General features: G+C 34.9%; 15 protein-coding genes and 1 tRNA gene. 10 read left to right on the top strand and 6 right to left on the bottom strand.

What is annotated here, in order from left to right; genetic code table 11:
- The first annotated feature begins 274 nt into the window (after positions 1-274).
- Positions 275-937 carry a tRNA1(Val) (adenine(37)-N6)-methyltransferase gene (locus tag AC3QLY_RS10120; protein WP_218331199.1) on the top strand — a complete coding sequence of 221 codons (663 nt, stop codon included), beginning with the start codon at positions 275-277 and terminating at the stop codon, positions 935-937.
- Positions 938-944: 7 nt separating this feature from the next.
- Here the strand turns inward: AC3QLY_RS10120 and AC3QLY_RS10115 are convergent, their stop codons facing one another.
- Positions 945-2,141, bottom strand: coding sequence for an NAD(P)-dependent oxidoreductase (locus AC3QLY_RS10115; protein WP_074419918.1), 1,197 nt, complete (start codon positions 2,139-2,141; stop codon positions 945-947).
- Positions 2,142-2,408: 267 nt separating this feature from the next.
- On the opposite strand from AC3QLY_RS10115, the gene AC3QLY_RS10110 reads away from it, so the two are divergent.
- The 4 genes from AC3QLY_RS10110 (at position 2,409) to AC3QLY_RS10095 (ending at position 6,063) form a co-directional block, all read left to right on the top strand.
- Positions 2,409-3,707 (top strand): acetyl-CoA hydrolase/transferase family protein, encoded by a 1,299-nt coding sequence (locus tag AC3QLY_RS10110; protein WP_228733196.1) that lies wholly within the window; start codon positions 2,409-2,411, stop codon positions 3,705-3,707.
- Between the two features lie 64 nt (positions 3,708-3,771).
- A tRNA-Leu gene (locus AC3QLY_RS10105) sits at positions 3,772-3,855 on the top strand.
- A 195-nt stretch (positions 3,856-4,050) separates the two neighbouring features.
- The gene (locus AC3QLY_RS10100; RefSeq protein WP_492989718.1) at positions 4,051-5,121 is read left to right on the top strand and encodes a tyrosine-type recombinase/integrase; all 1,071 of its coding nucleotides are present in this window, start codon (positions 4,051-4,053) and stop codon (positions 5,119-5,121) included.
- A gap of 33 nt (positions 5,122-5,154) precedes the next feature.
- Complete coding sequence (locus AC3QLY_RS10095) at positions 5,155-6,063, top strand: hypothetical protein (protein WP_492989717.1); 909 nt, start codon at positions 5,155-5,157, stop codon at positions 6,061-6,063.
- Positions 6,064-6,676: 613 nt separating this feature from the next.
- Here the strand turns inward: AC3QLY_RS10095 and AC3QLY_RS10090 are convergent.
- Positions 6,677-7,525, bottom strand: a complete 849-nt coding sequence (locus tag AC3QLY_RS10090) for a DUF4238 domain-containing protein (RefSeq protein WP_492989716.1) — start codon at positions 7,523-7,525, stop codon at positions 6,677-6,679.
- A 636-nt stretch (positions 7,526-8,161) separates the two neighbouring features.
- On the opposite strand from AC3QLY_RS10090, the gene AC3QLY_RS10085 reads away from it, so the two are divergent.
- Both AC3QLY_RS10085 and AC3QLY_RS10080 read left to right on the top strand, forming a co-directional pair.
- Positions 8,162-8,617 (top strand): IS110 family transposase, encoded by a 456-nt coding sequence (locus tag AC3QLY_RS10085; protein ID WP_492989715.1) that lies wholly within the window; start codon positions 8,162-8,164, stop codon positions 8,615-8,617.
- On the top strand, positions 8,618-8,962 hold the full coding sequence (locus AC3QLY_RS10080) for a transposase (RefSeq protein WP_492989714.1): 345 nt from the start codon (positions 8,618-8,620) through the stop codon (positions 8,960-8,962).
- A 57-nt stretch (positions 8,963-9,019) separates the two neighbouring features.
- On the opposite strand, the gene AC3QLY_RS10075 is transcribed toward AC3QLY_RS10080, so the two are convergent.
- Together AC3QLY_RS10075 and AC3QLY_RS10070 are read right to left on the bottom strand one after the other, a co-directional pair.
- On the bottom strand, positions 9,020-9,541 hold the full coding sequence (locus tag AC3QLY_RS10075; RefSeq protein ID WP_492989713.1) for a PD-(D/E)XK nuclease superfamily protein: 522 nt from the start codon (positions 9,539-9,541) through the stop codon (positions 9,020-9,022).
- Positions 9,542-10,423, bottom strand: coding sequence for a DNA-methyltransferase (locus AC3QLY_RS10070; RefSeq protein WP_492989712.1), 882 nt, complete (start codon positions 10,421-10,423; stop codon positions 9,542-9,544). It abuts the gene before it with no gap.
- Positions 10,424-11,516: 1,093 nt separating this feature from the next.
- Here AC3QLY_RS10070 and AC3QLY_RS10065 point away from each other — a divergent pair.
- Genes AC3QLY_RS10065 through AC3QLY_RS10055 form a run of 3 tightly spaced genes read left to right on the top strand, consistent with a single transcriptional unit; the run spans position 11,517 to position 14,263 of the window.
- Positions 11,517-11,753, top strand: a complete 237-nt coding sequence (locus AC3QLY_RS10065; RefSeq protein WP_074419930.1) for a helix-turn-helix transcriptional regulator — start codon at positions 11,517-11,519, stop codon at positions 11,751-11,753.
- Positions 11,754-11,765: 12 nt separating this feature from the next.
- Positions 11,766-12,926, top strand: a complete 1,161-nt coding sequence (locus tag AC3QLY_RS10060; protein ID WP_492989711.1) for an AAA family ATPase — start codon at positions 11,766-11,768, stop codon at positions 12,924-12,926.
- A 56-nt stretch (positions 12,927-12,982) separates the two neighbouring features.
- Positions 12,983-14,263, top strand: coding sequence for a DUF6965 family protein (locus tag AC3QLY_RS10055; protein ID WP_492989710.1), 1,281 nt, complete (start codon positions 12,983-12,985; stop codon positions 14,261-14,263).
- Positions 14,264-14,493: 230 nt separating this feature from the next.
- On the opposite strand, the gene AC3QLY_RS10050 is transcribed toward AC3QLY_RS10055, so the two are convergent.
- Both AC3QLY_RS10050 and AC3QLY_RS10045 read right to left on the bottom strand, forming a co-directional pair.
- Positions 14,494-15,266 (bottom strand): IS5 family transposase gene (locus tag AC3QLY_RS10050; protein WP_143439552.1). Its coding sequence is split into 2 segments (ribosomal slippage): positions 14,494-14,930 and positions 14,930-15,266, totalling 774 coding nucleotides; the frame shifts between segments, so codons are not numbered across the junction.
- A 498-nt stretch (positions 15,267-15,764) separates the two neighbouring features.
- Positions 15,765-16,205: a VOC family protein gene (locus tag AC3QLY_RS10045; protein WP_074421235.1), complete on the bottom strand. Its 441-nt coding sequence runs from the start codon at positions 16,203-16,205 to the stop codon at positions 15,765-15,767.
- Positions 16,206-16,351: the final 146 nt, after the last annotated feature.

The following is a 16,351-nucleotide window of genomic DNA, read 5'->3' as shown; positions in this document are numbered from 1 at the left end:
AAAAATCTCATTGCTTCACCTACAATGAGATTTTTTTATGCAATGCGGCCAAATCTTAAAATTTATCGTATATTGAATTAAAATGCTATTCATGATGTTTTATTTCACCCAACCCATCTGTACCTGCAACCCTACCAGGCAATTTGTGCAAAAAGCTTTCCAAGAAATGATACCAATATATCCTATCTTTTATTGATAGCTATCTCCTATTCAAATTATGTCTAATTCCTATTTTTCATTTAAACAATTTCGAATTGCACAAGATAAATGTGCCATGAAGACATGTACCGATGCCTGCCTGTTTGGGGCTTTTATGGCACAATATATATCGAATAATCCGGCTAAAACTATTGCCGATATTGGAACTGGAACAGGACTGTTGAGTTTAATGATTGCGCAAAAAAATGAGGCAATTATTCATGCCTATGAAATAGATGAAGGTGCAGCCATGCAGGCAAAAGAAAATTTTTCAACATCGCCATGGTACCAACGCTTAACAGTTATAAAAGGTAATGTAATACAGTTACAACCGGCAACCACTTATGAATGGCTGGTTTGTAATCCACCTTTTTATGAAAAAAGCCTGAAAAGCCCACAGGTTAACAAAAACATAGCCATGCATAGTGAACAACTTCGGCTGCAGGATTTACTTCCCATTTGCAATCAATTTTTAAATCAACAAGGAAGGTTTGCATTGCTTTTGCCCTATCAGCGCACCACATCATTTATTGCAATGGCACATCAAAATAATTTTTATTTAGAATATAAATTAGATGTAAAACCCAGTCCTAAACACCATATTTTTAGAACCATCTGTATTTTTTCGAAAGCACCAACTCCTACTTTGTTAGAAGAAATGTTAACAATCAAAGAACTCAATAATGCATACAGTGAACCTTTTACGGCATTATTAAAAGATTATTATCAGTTTCTTTAAATAAAATTTACCCGGCTGCATAATCAGATAAATAGGAAAAGGCTTGTGTTAGTTGCCCATTCTTTAAAATAGTAGCCCTTTCAATCATATTACTACCTGAGCTGAGTAAATCGGGTAATACATGTTTCATGAGTTGTTCACCAAAATAACGGCTGGCATCGCGGGGTAACTCATTGGGTAAATTTCCAACAGCAATTACGTCAATGCTATCGGGTAAGTAAGGTTTGGTTTTGGTAAAGCTCACTCTGTCAACTCCATAAACAGGATCTTCAATGGTTTGATCACCTAAATTAATGGGTACAGAGCCATGTGCATCGTCGGTTATGTCAGAAATGGTTTGTATGGCAAAATGTTCATCAATATCTGTTAATTCAAACAACCTTGGCATTTCTTCTGTCCAAAATATACCATTCATCAAAATATCAGTACAGTGTGCATAAGGTAAAAACCTGCTTCTGTAATCTTTTGCATTGGTATGAAAATGTTCACGCTGATATGTTTTTAAATATTTATGGGTAAATAAGTCGGCCCCTTTTAATTGCACATAAACCGGATATGTAAATTTTTTTTCTAAATACTCATCGGGCTCAACCTCGGTAACACCCAATAAATTCATTACTTCAATAATACCATGCGCCACTCTTCCACTGCCGGTAACAGCAATTTTGATGTTGGGTAATTTCAATCCAAAATAATGATGAATGAGAGAGCGGTAATCTTTTACTTCATATACCCGGCCTAAATGAAAAAGGCCGGTTCTTTTTCCGTAACACATCATGCCGTTGTGGGCACCAACAATACCGGCAAAAAATCCAAATCCTATAATTCGTTGCCCATCTTCATGTTCTAAACATTCATAATCAATTAATGTAATTTTTTTGTTTATCATTTCATGAAACAAAGCACGGTTATAGGGTTGCTTCTTTCGGGTATGTGAAAAAAAAAGATACACTTTATTGGGAATAAGATCCGCTTTAGGCACTTCTTTAATGCCCAGCAAAATATCACAATCTGTAACATCTTCTGTAACCTTTATTCCGGCTCTTCGGTATTCATCATCGGAAAAACAACGATTGGAAGAAGACTGAACAACAATAGCAATATCAGGAAAGTGTTGCATCATCCATTTACATTGAGCAGGTATTAAAGCCACGCGACTATCAGCAGGAATTTTCCCTTCTTTAATCAGGCCAATCTTGATCATACGGCTACTATTTGAAACATAAAGGTATTTTATTCACTACAAATAATGCATACTATATTATTCCAATTTCCAAACCACAAATTTTCTATACTTATAAATAAAAAAGAATACATGATTGGTTTTAGAGGAAAAATCTAATAGGGCAAAACACAATTATTATAGCAATTCTATCAATAAGTAAACCATACCATCCTGTTCAATTAAGTATGTTCAATGTACAGCTAACCTAACAAAAATCATTTTTCAGGCAGCAAAACAAATGTTACTTTGCTGAAAAACATGTATCCTATTCAATATGTAAGTGCAACAGAAGCTTTATCGGTTATACAGAGCAACCAGCGTGTTTTTATTCAGGGCAGTGCATGTACACCCTTATTTTTATTGAGAGAGCTGGCAAAAGAAGCACCACGATTAGAAAATGTAGAAACGGTATTTATTACTGTTCAGGGTAGTATTGAAATTGACAAGCCCGAATATCAAAAAGCATTTCATATCAACTGTTTGTTTGTATCTGCCTCTGTTCGCGAAGCCGTGAATAGCGGACGTGCTGATTTTGTTCCTGCATTTTTAAGTGACATTCCGGACTTATTTAAAAAAAATGTATTACCAATTGATGTTGCCATTGTGCAGGTATCGCTACCCGACGAACACGGTTACTGTACTTTAGGCTTATCGGTTGATATAGCACGCACTGCTGTAAATACGGCCAAATACATTATTGCACAGGTAAATCCCTATATGCCACGTACCCACGGTGATGGATTGCTGCATGTAAGCCATATTACCAAAATGGTATATCATGAAGAGCAATTACCTGAAGTAGATTATGGCAGCAAATCGGGTAAAGAAGAATTGCAGATAGGAAAATATATTGCCGAAATGATAGACGATGGCAGTACATTACAATTAGGTATTGGTACCATACCTGATGCTGTTTTAAAAGCTTTACACAATCATAAAAATTTAGGCCTGCACACAGAAATGTGCAGTGATGGGGTAATTGATTTAATGGAAAAGGATATTATCAATAATAAATTCAAAAAAATTCATCCCAATAAAAACGTAACCAGTTTTGCCATTGGTACCAAAAGATTGTATGATTATGTAAATGATAACCCTGCTTTTGCTTTTTTAGATATTGATTATGTAAACGACCCACACGTAATTAGAAGAAACAATAAAGTAATAGCCATTAACAGCGCCATTGAAGTAGATATTACCGGACAGGTTTGCGCCGATAGTATTGGGCCATTTCAATACAGTGGTATTGGCGGGCAAATGGATTTTATGCGTGGAGCCGCTTTAAGTGAAGGAGGTAAACCCATTATTGCTCTAACCAGCCGTACTAAAAAAGGTATTTCCAGAATTACCCCTCATTTAAGAGAAAGTGCAGGTGTTGTTACTACTAGGGGCCATATTCATTATGTAGTAACAGAGTACGGTGTGGCTTACTTATATGGCAAAAATTTAAGGCAGCGGGCAAAATTACTAGTGGATATTGCACACCCCGACGATAGAGAGGCATTAACTAAAAGTTGTTACGAACGCTTCAAAATTTTTATTTAAAACCAGAAAATACCCTGCAGCATTTTGGTGTATTAAACAGGATGCCTTAATATTGCAGCCCCAAGCCCAGATGGCGGAACTGGTAGACGCGCCAGACTCAAAATCTGGTTATCGCAAGGTAGTGCAGGTTCGATTCCTGTTCTGGGCACTAAACCACCTTTTTAAGGTGGTTTTTTTATGCCCTAAAAATCAATACCAGTATGGATTTTAACGTTTTTCCTTTCTTTTCATTTCTTTTAATTTATCATTTATTTTTCTTTTTTTGTACCTCTATTGTACCTCAGGTACACAATTTCATTTAAAATTCACACCTTAGAGAAACTAACATCAAACCAAAGGAAAAATGAGTGTAATACTAAGAAAGCGCAAAAATGCCGATGGCAGCATTTCATTAAGATTAGATATTTATAACAATGGTCAACGTAAAATTGAAACACTTACAAATCTTAAACTTTCAAAGGTTTCTAATGTAAGTGACCGTGAAGAAAACAAAAAACTGATGCAACAGGCCGAAGCTATCAAGGCGGCAAGGGCAGCCGAATTAGAAGCTAATAATTACAACATGGTTAGTGATGCAGGTAAAAAAACAATCATTACAGTGTGGATGCAGACTTTTATTGATGGCTACACAAAAAAAGATAAACGAAATATGCAGGGAGCACTCAATCGCTTTGCTGATTATTTAATTGAAATAAAAAAGCCCGGTTTAACCTTTGGCAACCTTACTGCATTAATTATTGAGGATTTTATAGATTACTTAGAGGCTAACAGCACCGGTGAAGGTGCAGCGTCATACTACAGCCGCTTTAAGAAAATGATTAAACAGGCTTATCGTAAAAAATTAATGAAAGAAAATGTACTGGATTTTGTAGAACGTAAAGTAAAAGGCAAGGCAAAAAAGAAAGATACCTTAACGCTGGAGGAATTAAAAATATTGAGTGCAACCCCTACAGAAAGCAGCGAAGTAAGAAGGGCTTTTTTATTTACTTGTGTTACCGGGTTACGTTGGTGCGATATAAAGACTTTAAAATGGAAAAACATAAAGATTGATAGTAAACAAATGGAAGTAACACAAAGTAAAACAGGAGAATCTGTTACAACCCCTTTAAATGAAACCGCCATCAAACTTTTAGGTAAAGCTGAAAACCCGGATAAAGATGTTTTTGTATTACCAACTGCTAATGGAGCGAACAAAACATTAAAAGCATGGGTAAAACGTGCTAAAATTCAAAAAGTAATAACCTGGCATAATGGAAAGCATAGCTTTGGTACGAACTTAATATTTAATGATGTAGATGTTTTAACCGCCTCAAAACTTTTAGGACATACCAGTTTGAAGCATACACAACGGTATGTAAAAGCAGCAGAAGCAATGAAACAAGTGGCAACAGACAAAATCAATTTTGATTTATAACAAAGTGATTATTTATTATTTAAAATTATAATAATGAAAGGTGAAGTTAATGTTATTAAAAATATACTAAGTGCAATTCCTGAATTTCACTTTACGCTCGTTAATTTTTTTAATAAACTTAAAAAGGATGAGATTTTAATAGAATCAGAGCGAAATAATGTAATCGCAAAATTAACTACCCACGCAAAAGAAATGGATACATATTTTTTGAATAAAAATAGAATAAAAACTATTAAAACATTACAAACATATGTCAGAGTATTAAACAAGGAACAGCGAAGTAATTTTTATAAAGAACTTTGTTATGATAGAAGAAGTTGGGCTGATGAATTTAATAAATCTTATGATGAACCATTTCCAAAAGTTGTACTACATGAAATTAAAACAGACGATAATTCTATAAAACCTATTTACATAGAGAGATATGTGGAATTACTTAAAAATTCTATCGGTTATTTTGGAACTATCATTTATAGAGTGTTTGAACCATATTTTAATGAAATAGATAAACTGGAAGAAGATGCAATTCCAATACAAAATTATTTTGAATTACTTGCCAATGTTGATACAGAAAGTTGTTATAATGTGCTGCGGAACAATAATTTTATAGATAAAGCTACCACAAAAAGTGTTTTCAATAGTTTGTTCAATATAAAAGGGGGAGTAAAAGAAAAAATATCATGGGAAGGTGATCTGAATGAACTTGCAAGATTTATTTTTCTTTTGCACAACAACTTAAAAGAAAAGGGAAGTGAAGCAGTTTGCAAAAAGAAAATGGGCATTTACAAAATCGCCTGCAAATGTTTTTCTTATGAGGGTAATGACATTGATGCTAAAAAACTTGGAAATAATAATAGAGTTGTAAAAAACAAAGAACGATACAAATATTTGCTACAAGCAATAGCACATCTTAAAAGCCCCAAACCAACTACAGGAAAATAAACATGTAGTTATAAAAATAAAGCTGTTCATGTGATATAAAATCAACGATATAAGGCATTTCACGCCACACTAACTAAGCAACTACACAGACCATCAATAGTATTTTCTCTTTCTTTTGTTACCATCTTCGCTATTTATAAAAAAGTGATTGAGATAAATTGTACCTGCGTAGCGTTTCTTGCAAGCCATACATTTCTACTTCCTGGATGATTTACAACTTTTGTGCCTCACTCCATTTTCTGTTGATGATACTCATATTTTTAAAATTTAGTGACTTTTTAATAAGTCAATCTATTTCTATACATATCTCCAGCCTTTTAGGGGGCTAATACAGGTTTAAGGTGCATGGAAGTAAGGAGTATTGCTTTGCAGGACTTAGACTTCGATAGAAAAATATTACACATCAGGCAAAGCAAAGGCACACAGCAGTAAACAAAGAATTGAAAAAAATAATACCCCCCCGATTTTCAATTACAGCAACACAGTAGCAAAACGATAACTCCATAATCAATAAACACCCGCATAATTTACCGGTTTCGTTCAACAGGCGGCTTCATTGTTGGCGCTACGCACCCAACGAAGCCTTAGTTGTTGTTGGCAGCCGTTCTTAAATTTATTCAAATGATGTCACTGGTACATCTGCAAAAAAAACTAAATAGCGATTGTCATTCCAAGTGATTTTGTCACAAATTGATTTATGAGTTATATCGTCTACCAAATTTATTTTGTTCTTCCTTAGTTTTCGCAACGCATTATTTTTTATTTCTGATTGTTCTGAAAACATGAATAAGCAATAATCTTTTGATAAAGGAAAATATATTTCTGCCTCTGGAGGAATTAAATAACTGAAATTTTCTTGCTTGTCAATAACAACAGGATTATCGGAAGTAAACCAGCCTTTGTCTTCAGGCGCTTTTAAAATAACACAATCAAATGTTTCAAAAACTTTTGTCAAGTACATCATGATTTGTAAGACGACAACATTAAATTGATATTCTGGTTCTAATTCTTTTAGTGCTGCTTTCCATTTTGAGTACTCATCTTCTTCAAATTTTGTTATCTCCTGAAGAAAAATTTGTCTTGTTTGTGTATCCAGCAAAAGTGTATTAAAAAAATCTCTGTGAGGTATAGACCTACAAATTATGTTAGCAACAAAAGCGAACAATAAGTTTTTTAACTTGGGAATAAAATTATTGTTTGCTATACTTTTTACGATTTTTTCATAGTGATTTTCCAAATGTTGATTACTAAAATCCTCAAAAAATCTTTTTAATTCTTCTTCATAAAAAGGCATGTCAAACACATTCGTTTCATTTGTAAAGTCGCTGATTAAAAGAATGTCTGTATGATTGTCGCCTTTGTACCATACCGAAATATACCACCTACCATTGCTCTTATATCCAAATTGCTTTAGATAAATTTGCGAAAGTCTATGTTGTCCTTGATACTTTACGAATTTCATGTTAGAACGGCTGCTAATGTTCATGGCTTTGTGCAGGTTGGGAATTTGCGTACTGTCTGCCCGTAACAAAAGTTGATGATCGCAAAATTGCTGATGATTTATTCATTTGCCAAATAGCGTTCTGTCACGCTGGAACTAAAGCTAAATAGTAGCACAAATGTTGAGGTTTATTCGGTCTGCCCAACTTGCACAAAACCATTTCCTATGTTTACAATTCAATAAATTTATAAATGATAAGGGAAAGATATTTGAAAGAACAAAGGGCGGAATAAGGCCGTAAAACCGCATTGGCCCCGAGCCATACTAACATGATAGCCCCCGCCCTTTTCTTACCCGATGCTGAAAAGTTCAACATGCTTGTTTAAAAGCTTGTATTAGGATAGATAGCACAGCGTAAGATTGTTCTTCCATTTTTTCCTTGTTACTTAAAATTAATCTTTTTATCAAAAAAACACAGATTATGGAAACAAAAATGTTATGCTGTGGTATTGATGTATCCCATCTTACCTTGGATATTACGTATCAAAACAATCAGGGTGACCTATTTCACTTGCAGGTAGGCAATAATATGGCCGGATTTAGGAAAATACTGGAACATACTGGTATTAACTATCACTTTGTGATGGAGGCAACTGGGTGTATTATATTCGCCTAGCCTTTTACTTACACAGCCAGGGTTGCCGTTTGAGTGTGGTCAATGCCATGAGCATTAAACGCTACATACAAATGCACCTAGAGCGTAATAAGAATGATAAAAAAGACAGTTGTTGGATTTGTAAGTATGCTATAGAGCAGCGTCCTGTATTTTGGGAAATGCCTGACAGTGCTTACTTTGAAAGCAAGCAGATATACAATACAATACGAGAATACGCTGAACAAATAAAACGTTTTAATAATCAACTGCACAGTTTAAAGTTATTACGGGTGCCCAGTAAGGAAACCATTCATTCTATTGAAAAGATGAAGGCTTACTTAGAAAAAGAGATGGTTATATTGGAACAAAAATTAGAATTACTTTTAAAACAGTGGCAGCCCAATCAGTATAAAAGCATCCATAGCATCAAGGGGTTAGGTAAGCGCGCCACTGCATAATTGATTATTTTTACCCAAGGATTTAAGCATACCCAAAACCATCGACAACTCATCAGCTTTGCGGGTTTAAGCCCTACTGAATATAGTAGTGGCAGCAGTATTAAAAGCAATCATCACATTTACAAAAAAGGAGGTAAAGCCATACGCGATGTATTGTACATGTGCGCCATGAATGCTAAACAAACCAATACCGCTTGTAAACAATTATTTGAGCGTTTAAAAGCGAATGGAAAAACAGGAAAGCAGGCGTTGATTGCTGTAATGAACAAACTTTTGAAACAGGTGTTTGCACTAGTAAAAAACAACAGTTTGTATCAACCAAATTACTGCTCAGCAAAACCGTAAAAAAATAGACAATTGTTTGGTTTTTTGCACAGTTCATGTTGGGCGTTCGGCTTTCTTCTACTTTGGCATTGGTAGTCCTAATTTGTCAAGTGGAATAAACTCAAAGTAGTAACTACAACGAACACTTATTATGTAATCCAAAACGTCTTTGTATTCAGGCTTTTTAAACCAATCACTTAACAAGTATAAATATTCAACGTCAATGTTTAATCTTGAAAGTAATTTTTGATATTGTTTCTTTTTAAAATCACAAGTTTGAAGTTTCTCGTCAACTGAACCTGCAACTTGTTGAAACTTGCACTCAATTACAAACAAAGTATTTTTAATGATTACAAAAATGCTGTCGTCTGGTAAAAGTCTTTTAGAAACAATTTCTTTCCAGTTTACGCCTTGCTCTTCAAGGAATTTGTAGAAACCATTTTTCTTGAAAATTCTTGCAACTTCTTTTTTGTTGTAATAAACAATTCCATCAGTTACAAGATAGCCGTTTTGTGAATTTAAAAAAGTGGTTAGGTCGGTTTTACCTTCAAATACTAAACCTGTTTTTGTGTTTGCTCCACCAATTCCTTTATGTTTCATTTAGTCGAATAAAGAGTTTTGAGATTTAATTGAGTTATACTTTTTAATTGTCAAGTCAACATATTCTTTGTTGAGTTCACAACCAATATACTTTCTTTGTCCAACTAATGTTGCTGCAATTCCTGTTGTGCCACCACCATTGAATGGATCAAAAATTATGTCGTTGGGGTTTGTCGAAGCCAAAACAATTCTTTTAAGCAAAGCAAGAGGTTTTTGTGTCGGATGTTTGCCAAATTCTTTTTCAGTTTGTGGCGTTGTAGGAATGCTCCAAACACTTCTCATTTGTGTTTCAGGTTTTTTCATTGGATCTTCAGGAAAACGTCCATCTTTCATAGCTTCATAGTTAAAAGTATGTTTTGCTTTTTTGTCTTTCCTTGCCCAAAGCAAAGTTTCGTGTGATGCTGTAAAAAACCTACAACTCAAATTTGGTGCAGCATTGGGCTTAAACCAAGCTATGTCGTTAAGCATATGAAAGTCGAGTTTTTGTAACAAAAAACCACACTGATAAATTGAATGATATGTTCCACTAATCCAAATGGATCCTTGTGGTTTTAGAATTCTTCGGCATTCAGAAATCCAAGTTTCGTGAAATTTTAAGTCTTCGTCAAAGCCTTTTGATTTGTCCCATTTGCCTTTGTTTACACTAACCATTCGTCCATTTTGGCAGCTAAATCCATCATTTGAAAGCATATAAGGTGGGTCAGCAAAAATCATATCAACGTAGTTGTCGGGCAACCTTGACATAACTTCTAAGCAGTCATCATTGTAAAGTGCAAAGTCGTCGGTTTTGAATGTTGGTTTTATAGAACGCTGTGTCCCATTTTTTGAGATATAATCAACCATTTCTTCAAAAACTGCACTTGTCAATACGTTATCTTCCATTTATAAAATTTGGTCAAATTTAGCTGAATAGTTTGGGATAAAATGTCAATGTTCAAAAGTGGTTTGCAGCTCGTCTAAGCTGGTTCAACTCACAAATATACGAAAGTTTACAAGTGGCTTGGTTATAGGTTAAAAAATATTGTCGCCCTCATTATCAATCAGTTAGAGCTGTTTTGCGCAATACATATACATTTTTACACGCTTTCGTAAAGCCAACCTTTATTGAATGTCTTCTTCCCTTCTTTGGTCACTCTTACCTATAGCTTCGCTGCCCTCACCCACAGCTTATTGTTTACAATTAAACCATGCGTTAGCTATTTGCCTTGCTGGATCTATGCGTTCTACATCTATAAAAAATAAATATATAGAAACTTATAACATCATCCAAATACTTTATAGCAAATGGCAATTTGGCAGATTATGTGTTAAACATTTTCGGTAGTTGGTGATGGGTTTTAAAGCCTATAAACCATTACTGGCTACCTAAAAATCAAATACCGGGCATTCACTTTGGTTGTATGCTGTTCCCTGTCATCTGCCCAAACAATCTGAGTAGCTGTAGGCAGTTCAAAATTATCTTTTTGTTTGTGGGTATTGCCTTAGGGTATGTATAAATTATGGTTGGCTGTCCTGAAGGGTATCTATATCAACTTGATGCAGAGAGAGTAACACTTTTATTAAAGACTGACAATTTTTTGAAAAAAATACGCTCATCGCCTTGCATTAAAAATGCCATCCAAACCTATCTTACAAAAACCTGCAACTGTTTTTTCCATAATGGTAATGCCATTAATGTTGATGCACTTCAAAATAACAATAGAACTGTAAAAAATAAAAAACGGCAGATTGTTTGCAGAGAGCAATACACCAACTTAGAGCGCCAAAAAACTACATGAAAATAAACATGTAGTTATAAAAATAAAACAGCTCATTTACCTGAAAGTGAATAATAACAGGTATTTCAAACTACACCAACTACATATCAACTACACACTCTACCAATAGTATTATTTTCCCTTCCTTTTGTTACCATCTTCGTTACGTTAACAGGATGACCGGTTATTCATTTTTTTAAGTTTTTAATTTATTTAATATGAATTTTCAAAACAAAAGGGTATTAACCTTTGAAGAGGGATGCCAGTACTTAGGGTATGCAAAATCGTATGTGTATAAGATGACTGCCAACGGCATCTTGCCGTTTAGTAAACCTAATGGGAAACGTATTTTTTTCGACAGAGAAAAATTAGAAGCCTGGATGCTATCTAATAGTAATACAAGTTATCAGGAGAAGCAAATACAGGCAGCAACTTACGTAAATACTCACAAATAAAAAACCCCGATTATGAACAAACAGAATTACGGGGTTGATGAGATATTTAACAGCCCCAAAGATAAGCAATTAAATGAACTTAATCCTCAATTTGAATTTGATAAATATGGTATCGGGGTTGAGGATATTAAAACCGAAGATGAAAGGCTTTTAAAGCAAGGCAATGAAGCCAAAGAAAGTAAAGGGCTGTTCATCGTAAAAACAGCCAACCGTTGGATTGAGCATGCGAAAACCCGACCTATTCCAAAAATGCTTTTTGGTGAATTTTGGTTTGAAGGGGAACTATGTATTTTGTTTGCCGATACCAATTTAGGTAAGTCAATTTTAGCCGTGCAAATTGGTAATAGCATAAGCAGGTGCGAACAGATAGTGGGCTTTAAATTGGAAACACCAAAGCAACCGATTTTGTATTTTGATTTTGAGTTAAGCGACAAACAATTTGAAAACCGATATTCAATAAAGTTTAAACAGCATTACAGCTTTGATAACAATTTTATACGGGTTGAAATAAACCCGGATGCAGTAATACCCGAAAACCAAACCTTTGAGGGTTACCTTAACCATTCGTTGGAACGAAGTATTACCGAAACAGGGGCAAAGGTTTTAATCATTGATAACATTACTTACCTCAAAAATGAAACTGAAAAAGCTAAAGATGCTTTGCCCTTAATGAAACATTTGAAAGCATTAAAGAACAAATACGGGCTTTCAATATTAGCACTTGCACACACACCGAAAAGGGATTTATCAAAACCCATAACCCGAAATGATTTACAAGGCAGTAAGATGCTAATAAACTTTTGTGATAGTTCCTTTGCCATAGGCGATAGCCACATCGATAAAAATTTACGATATCTCAAACAGATTAAGCAGCGGAACACCGAACAAATTTACGATGCTGAAAATGTTTGTATTTGTCAAATAGCTAAGCCCTCTAATTTTTTACAATTTGAGTTTCTCAATTTCGGAACAGAACGGGAACACCTGATCCAAATTAGTGAAAGTGAAAAATCTGAATTAGAAAACAGTATCAAAGAATTATTACAAGCTGAACCCGGCATAACAGCATATACCATTGCAAAACGGTTATGTAAGGACGAAAGCAAGTTTAATAGCTTTAAAGTAAAAGTTAGCCGGATTACAAACAGGATTAGTAACAGTAGTAACACTTAGTAACACCTGTTACCAATGTTACTAAATGTTACTAATGTTACCAAAATAAGTAAAAAATGAGTGAACGCAAATATATATTAGAACCATACAATGGAATAAATACCCGTTACCGTTGCCCCAGTTGCCATCAGAGCGATAAAACCTTTTCCAGATACATTGATACGGAAACAGGCGAACACATACATTCCACCGTTGGCAGGTGCAACCGTCAAAATAATTGCGGTTACCACTACACCCCGAAACAATATTTTCAGGATAACAATATTTCGTTTGATACCCCCCAGCCCAAAGCATACAAACTTCGACCTGTTACACCTCAACCAAAGCCCGTTTCATTCATTCCCGTTGAGGTATTTAAAGACAGCCTGAATCCCACATCGTACCAAATGAACAACTTTGTAAAGTTCCTTATTAACCTGTTCGGGGTTGGGGTTGCCAGCCAACTGGTAAGCCATTATTTTATTGCCACCTCAAAACATTGGAACGGTGCAACGGTATTTTGGCAAATAGATACACAGGGCAAAGTAAGAACGGGCAAAATAATGCTTTACAGCCCCACCACAGGCAAAAGAATAAAAAAACCGTTCAATCATATTAACTGGGTACATAAAGCCCTCAAACAGCCTGAATTTGAGTTAAGGCAATGTTTATTTGGCCAACACTTACTAATTGATAAAACAAAACCCATTGCCATAGTTGAGAGTGAAAAAACGGCTGTAATTGCCAGCGTTTATTTACCCCGGTTTATTTGGGTTGCCGTTGGCAGTCTTACGAACCTTAACGCTGAAAAATGCAGCATACTAAAGGGGCGAACTGTTACACTATTTCCCGACCTCAATGGGTTTGAAAAATGGAGCAGCAGAGCAAAGGAACTTTCACACATTACAATATTTACTGTTTCCGATTTATTGGAACGCAAAGCAACTGAAGCGGAAAGGAAACAAGGGCTTGACCTTGCCGATTATTTAATAAGATTCAATTATAAAGCCTTTGCCCTACCTGAATCCGAAGCTACCGAACCACCTACATCTGTTCAACCATTGGTTGATGTAAAACCATTTGAACAGCCCGAACCCGTTTACTATTTCAGTAAGCCTGAACAACCGAAGACCGTAAGCTGGGAACAGGATATTACCGAACTTGAAAACTACTTTGCAAACATTGAATTACCAACCCATTCTGTAAAGTTGAACGGGTGCAGCACAATAACCAACTGTTCCTCATTTATTGAAAGCCATCTTGCCACTGTGAAAGCGAACAACGGCAAACAAACCTTTTTACCATACCTCAACCGAATACAGGAATTGAAACAAATAATATCAAACAATAACAAATAAATTATAAATAAAAATGAGATTATCAACCCTAAATAACATATTAAAATCACATAAGGCAATAGTTAACTATGCTAAAAAAAATGATGTTGCAATTACTGACAAGTGTTTAAATATAGCATTAGCTTGTTGGTGGATAAACAAAGAAAATAAAATAATTACCAATACTAAAGTAAAGTCAATTCTTAATAGCTGGTATTTATGGTACGATTCAAAAACAATTAGAGCGTATCTCAAAAGTAGTTTCTTAATAATATAATTGTACAAGCTAATTGTACAAATCCGAGAAAATTAGCATCATAGTAATCAAATCTTGTTTGACAACGTCGAAACTGCTGAATCCAGGCAAAGACTCTTTCGATCTTCCACCTGTTTTTGTATCGTCGTAATTCACGTCTATCCTGTGTGGCCTTTTTCACCCGGTTGGTTTTATGTGGAGCGATCATTTTGATGCGGTTCCCTTTAAGTATTTTATCAAGAGGATCACTATCATAAGCCATATCCCCAATCAAGCGTTTAGGCTTTGTTCGCGTAAATCGTTTTGATATCGTTTTTTCAACGAGTTTAATCTCATGGGTACTTGCTTCATGTGTGGAAATGGCGATAGGAAGACCATTACGGTCTGCAATTGCCATGAGCTTCGTACCCTTGCCCCGCTTAGTTTTCCCAACTCCAAAGCCCCTTTTTTAGCCGCTGAAAAGCTGCCGTCAATATAACATTCTGCCAAATCAATCTTTCCCCTAGTTTTTAAATCCACCGCCAGGCGACTTAATATCTGCTCCCATAGCAAACACTTTACCCATTCCTGAAATCGCCGGTGACAGGTCTGATAAGGTGGATATCGATCTGGCAGGTCTTTCCATGGTGCCCCGGTTCTACATATCCATAATATCCCATTTAAAATTGCTCTATCATCTACTCGAGGACGTCCGGCTATCTTTTTGGCCGGAATATTTTTTTCAATCAACCCACAGATCAAGTCCCATTGTTCGTTTGTGATATCCATAAATGTCGTTTCTCTTATAAACGGCAAATTCATTCAATTTATTACAAAAAACATACTTTTGAGACATGCTCTAGTAAAAGTCTTAGCGAACTTGAAAAATTAGGCTGTTTTACAACAAGGATTGAACAACGAAGAGGATTTAAAACAAAGGTATTTGAGGTAACTTATAATCTTTTTATTTTGCTTAATGATATTGAAAGAAAGGCAAGAAATACGAAATTAAGGTAAGAATCTATCTTTTCTGTATATGAAGTAATTTGTATAATATTTTGCTTTATTAGTTTAGGCACTTGTCATAAACCAGGAATAGTGGTTTATTATATGAATATAAAATTAAACATTTGTCTACCTTAAACCCTACTGTTTTTGGGGGAGCTCACCCCTGTAAAATATCATAGATTTATTTTGGCCTTAACTGATCATGCAAAATTGGTGAAAACTTGTTTTTCGTTTTTTTAAAATTATTTAAGTTTACGTGCTGTTATTGTTTTAAATTCATTACAATTGTCGTTTGTATTTTGGATCAAAATCAACCATCCACTCAATGCCGTACTTGTCTCTAAACATACCAAAATAGGAACCCCAAGGACTGTCGCCAATAGGCATTTCTATTTTCCCACCTTCTGAAAGCCCATTAAATAATTTATCAGCTTCTTCCTTGCTTTCTGCACTTATAGAAATCTTACTTCTTGTCTCATTTTCGTTGTGCCTGCCCATAAATTCGGGCGTATCACTGGCCATTAGCACGTTATGTTTACCAATGGGCAAAGCAATATGCATAATTTTATTTTCTTCACTTTCTGCAATAGGATGTTCGGGATTTGAAAAGTCTTTGAAACGCAGTATCATCGCAAATTCACCTCCAAAAACTGACTTATAAAAGGTAAATGCTTCTTCTGCATTTCCGTTAAAATGAATGTAAGGATTGATTTGTGCCATTTTATTTTTTATTTTATTAAATTTAATACTAATTTTTAAATAGTGTTAGTAGGTAAGTGTCTTTGTAAAATTACAGCAACAAAGTAGCAAAACGACAACTCCATAATCAATAAACACCCGGATAATTTACCGGTTTCGTTTAACAG

It is taken from the genome of Hydrotalea sp. GW822-HT8A01, from assembly GCF_058798575.1.
Note: the sequence above shows the minus strand (reverse complement) of the source record. Positions and strands in the feature narration are given on the sequence as shown.

What these genes read in the sequence shown, in the direction of transcription:
- AC3QLY_RS10120 (WP_218331199.1), top strand. Translation starts at nt 275, where the DNA reads ATGAAGACATGTACCGATGCCTGCCTGTTTGGGGCTTTTATGGCACAA.
- AC3QLY_RS10115 (WP_074419918.1), bottom strand. Translation starts at nt 2,141, where the DNA reads ATGATCAAGATTGGCCTGATTAAAGAAGGGAAAATTCCTGCTGATAGT.
- AC3QLY_RS10100 (WP_492989718.1), top strand. Translation starts at nt 4,051, where the DNA reads ATGAGTGTAATACTAAGAAAGCGCAAAAATGCCGATGGCAGCATTTCA.
- AC3QLY_RS10095 (WP_492989717.1), top strand. Translation starts at nt 5,155, where the DNA reads ATGAAAGGTGAAGTTAATGTTATTAAAAATATACTAAGTGCAATTCCT.
- AC3QLY_RS10090 (WP_492989716.1), bottom strand. Translation starts at nt 7,525, where the DNA reads ATGAAATTCGTAAAGTATCAAGGACAACATAGACTTTCGCAAATTTAT.
- AC3QLY_RS10075 (WP_492989713.1), bottom strand. Translation starts at nt 9,541, where the DNA reads ATGAAACATAAAGGAATTGGTGGAGCAAACACAAAAACAGGTTTAGTA.
- AC3QLY_RS10070 (WP_492989712.1), bottom strand. Translation starts at nt 10,423, where the DNA reads ATGGAAGATAACGTATTGACAAGTGCAGTTTTTGAAGAAATGGTTGAT.
- AC3QLY_RS10065 (WP_074419930.1), top strand. Translation starts at nt 11,517, where the DNA reads ATGAATTTTCAAAACAAAAGGGTATTAACCTTTGAAGAGGGATGCCAG.
- AC3QLY_RS10060 (WP_492989711.1), top strand. Translation starts at nt 11,766, where the DNA reads ATGAACAAACAGAATTACGGGGTTGATGAGATATTTAACAGCCCCAAA.
- AC3QLY_RS10055 (WP_492989710.1), top strand. Translation starts at nt 12,983, where the DNA reads ATGAGTGAACGCAAATATATATTAGAACCATACAATGGAATAAATACC.
- AC3QLY_RS10045 (WP_074421235.1), bottom strand. Translation starts at nt 16,205, where the DNA reads ATGGCACAAATCAATCCTTACATTCATTTTAACGGAAATGCAGAAGAA.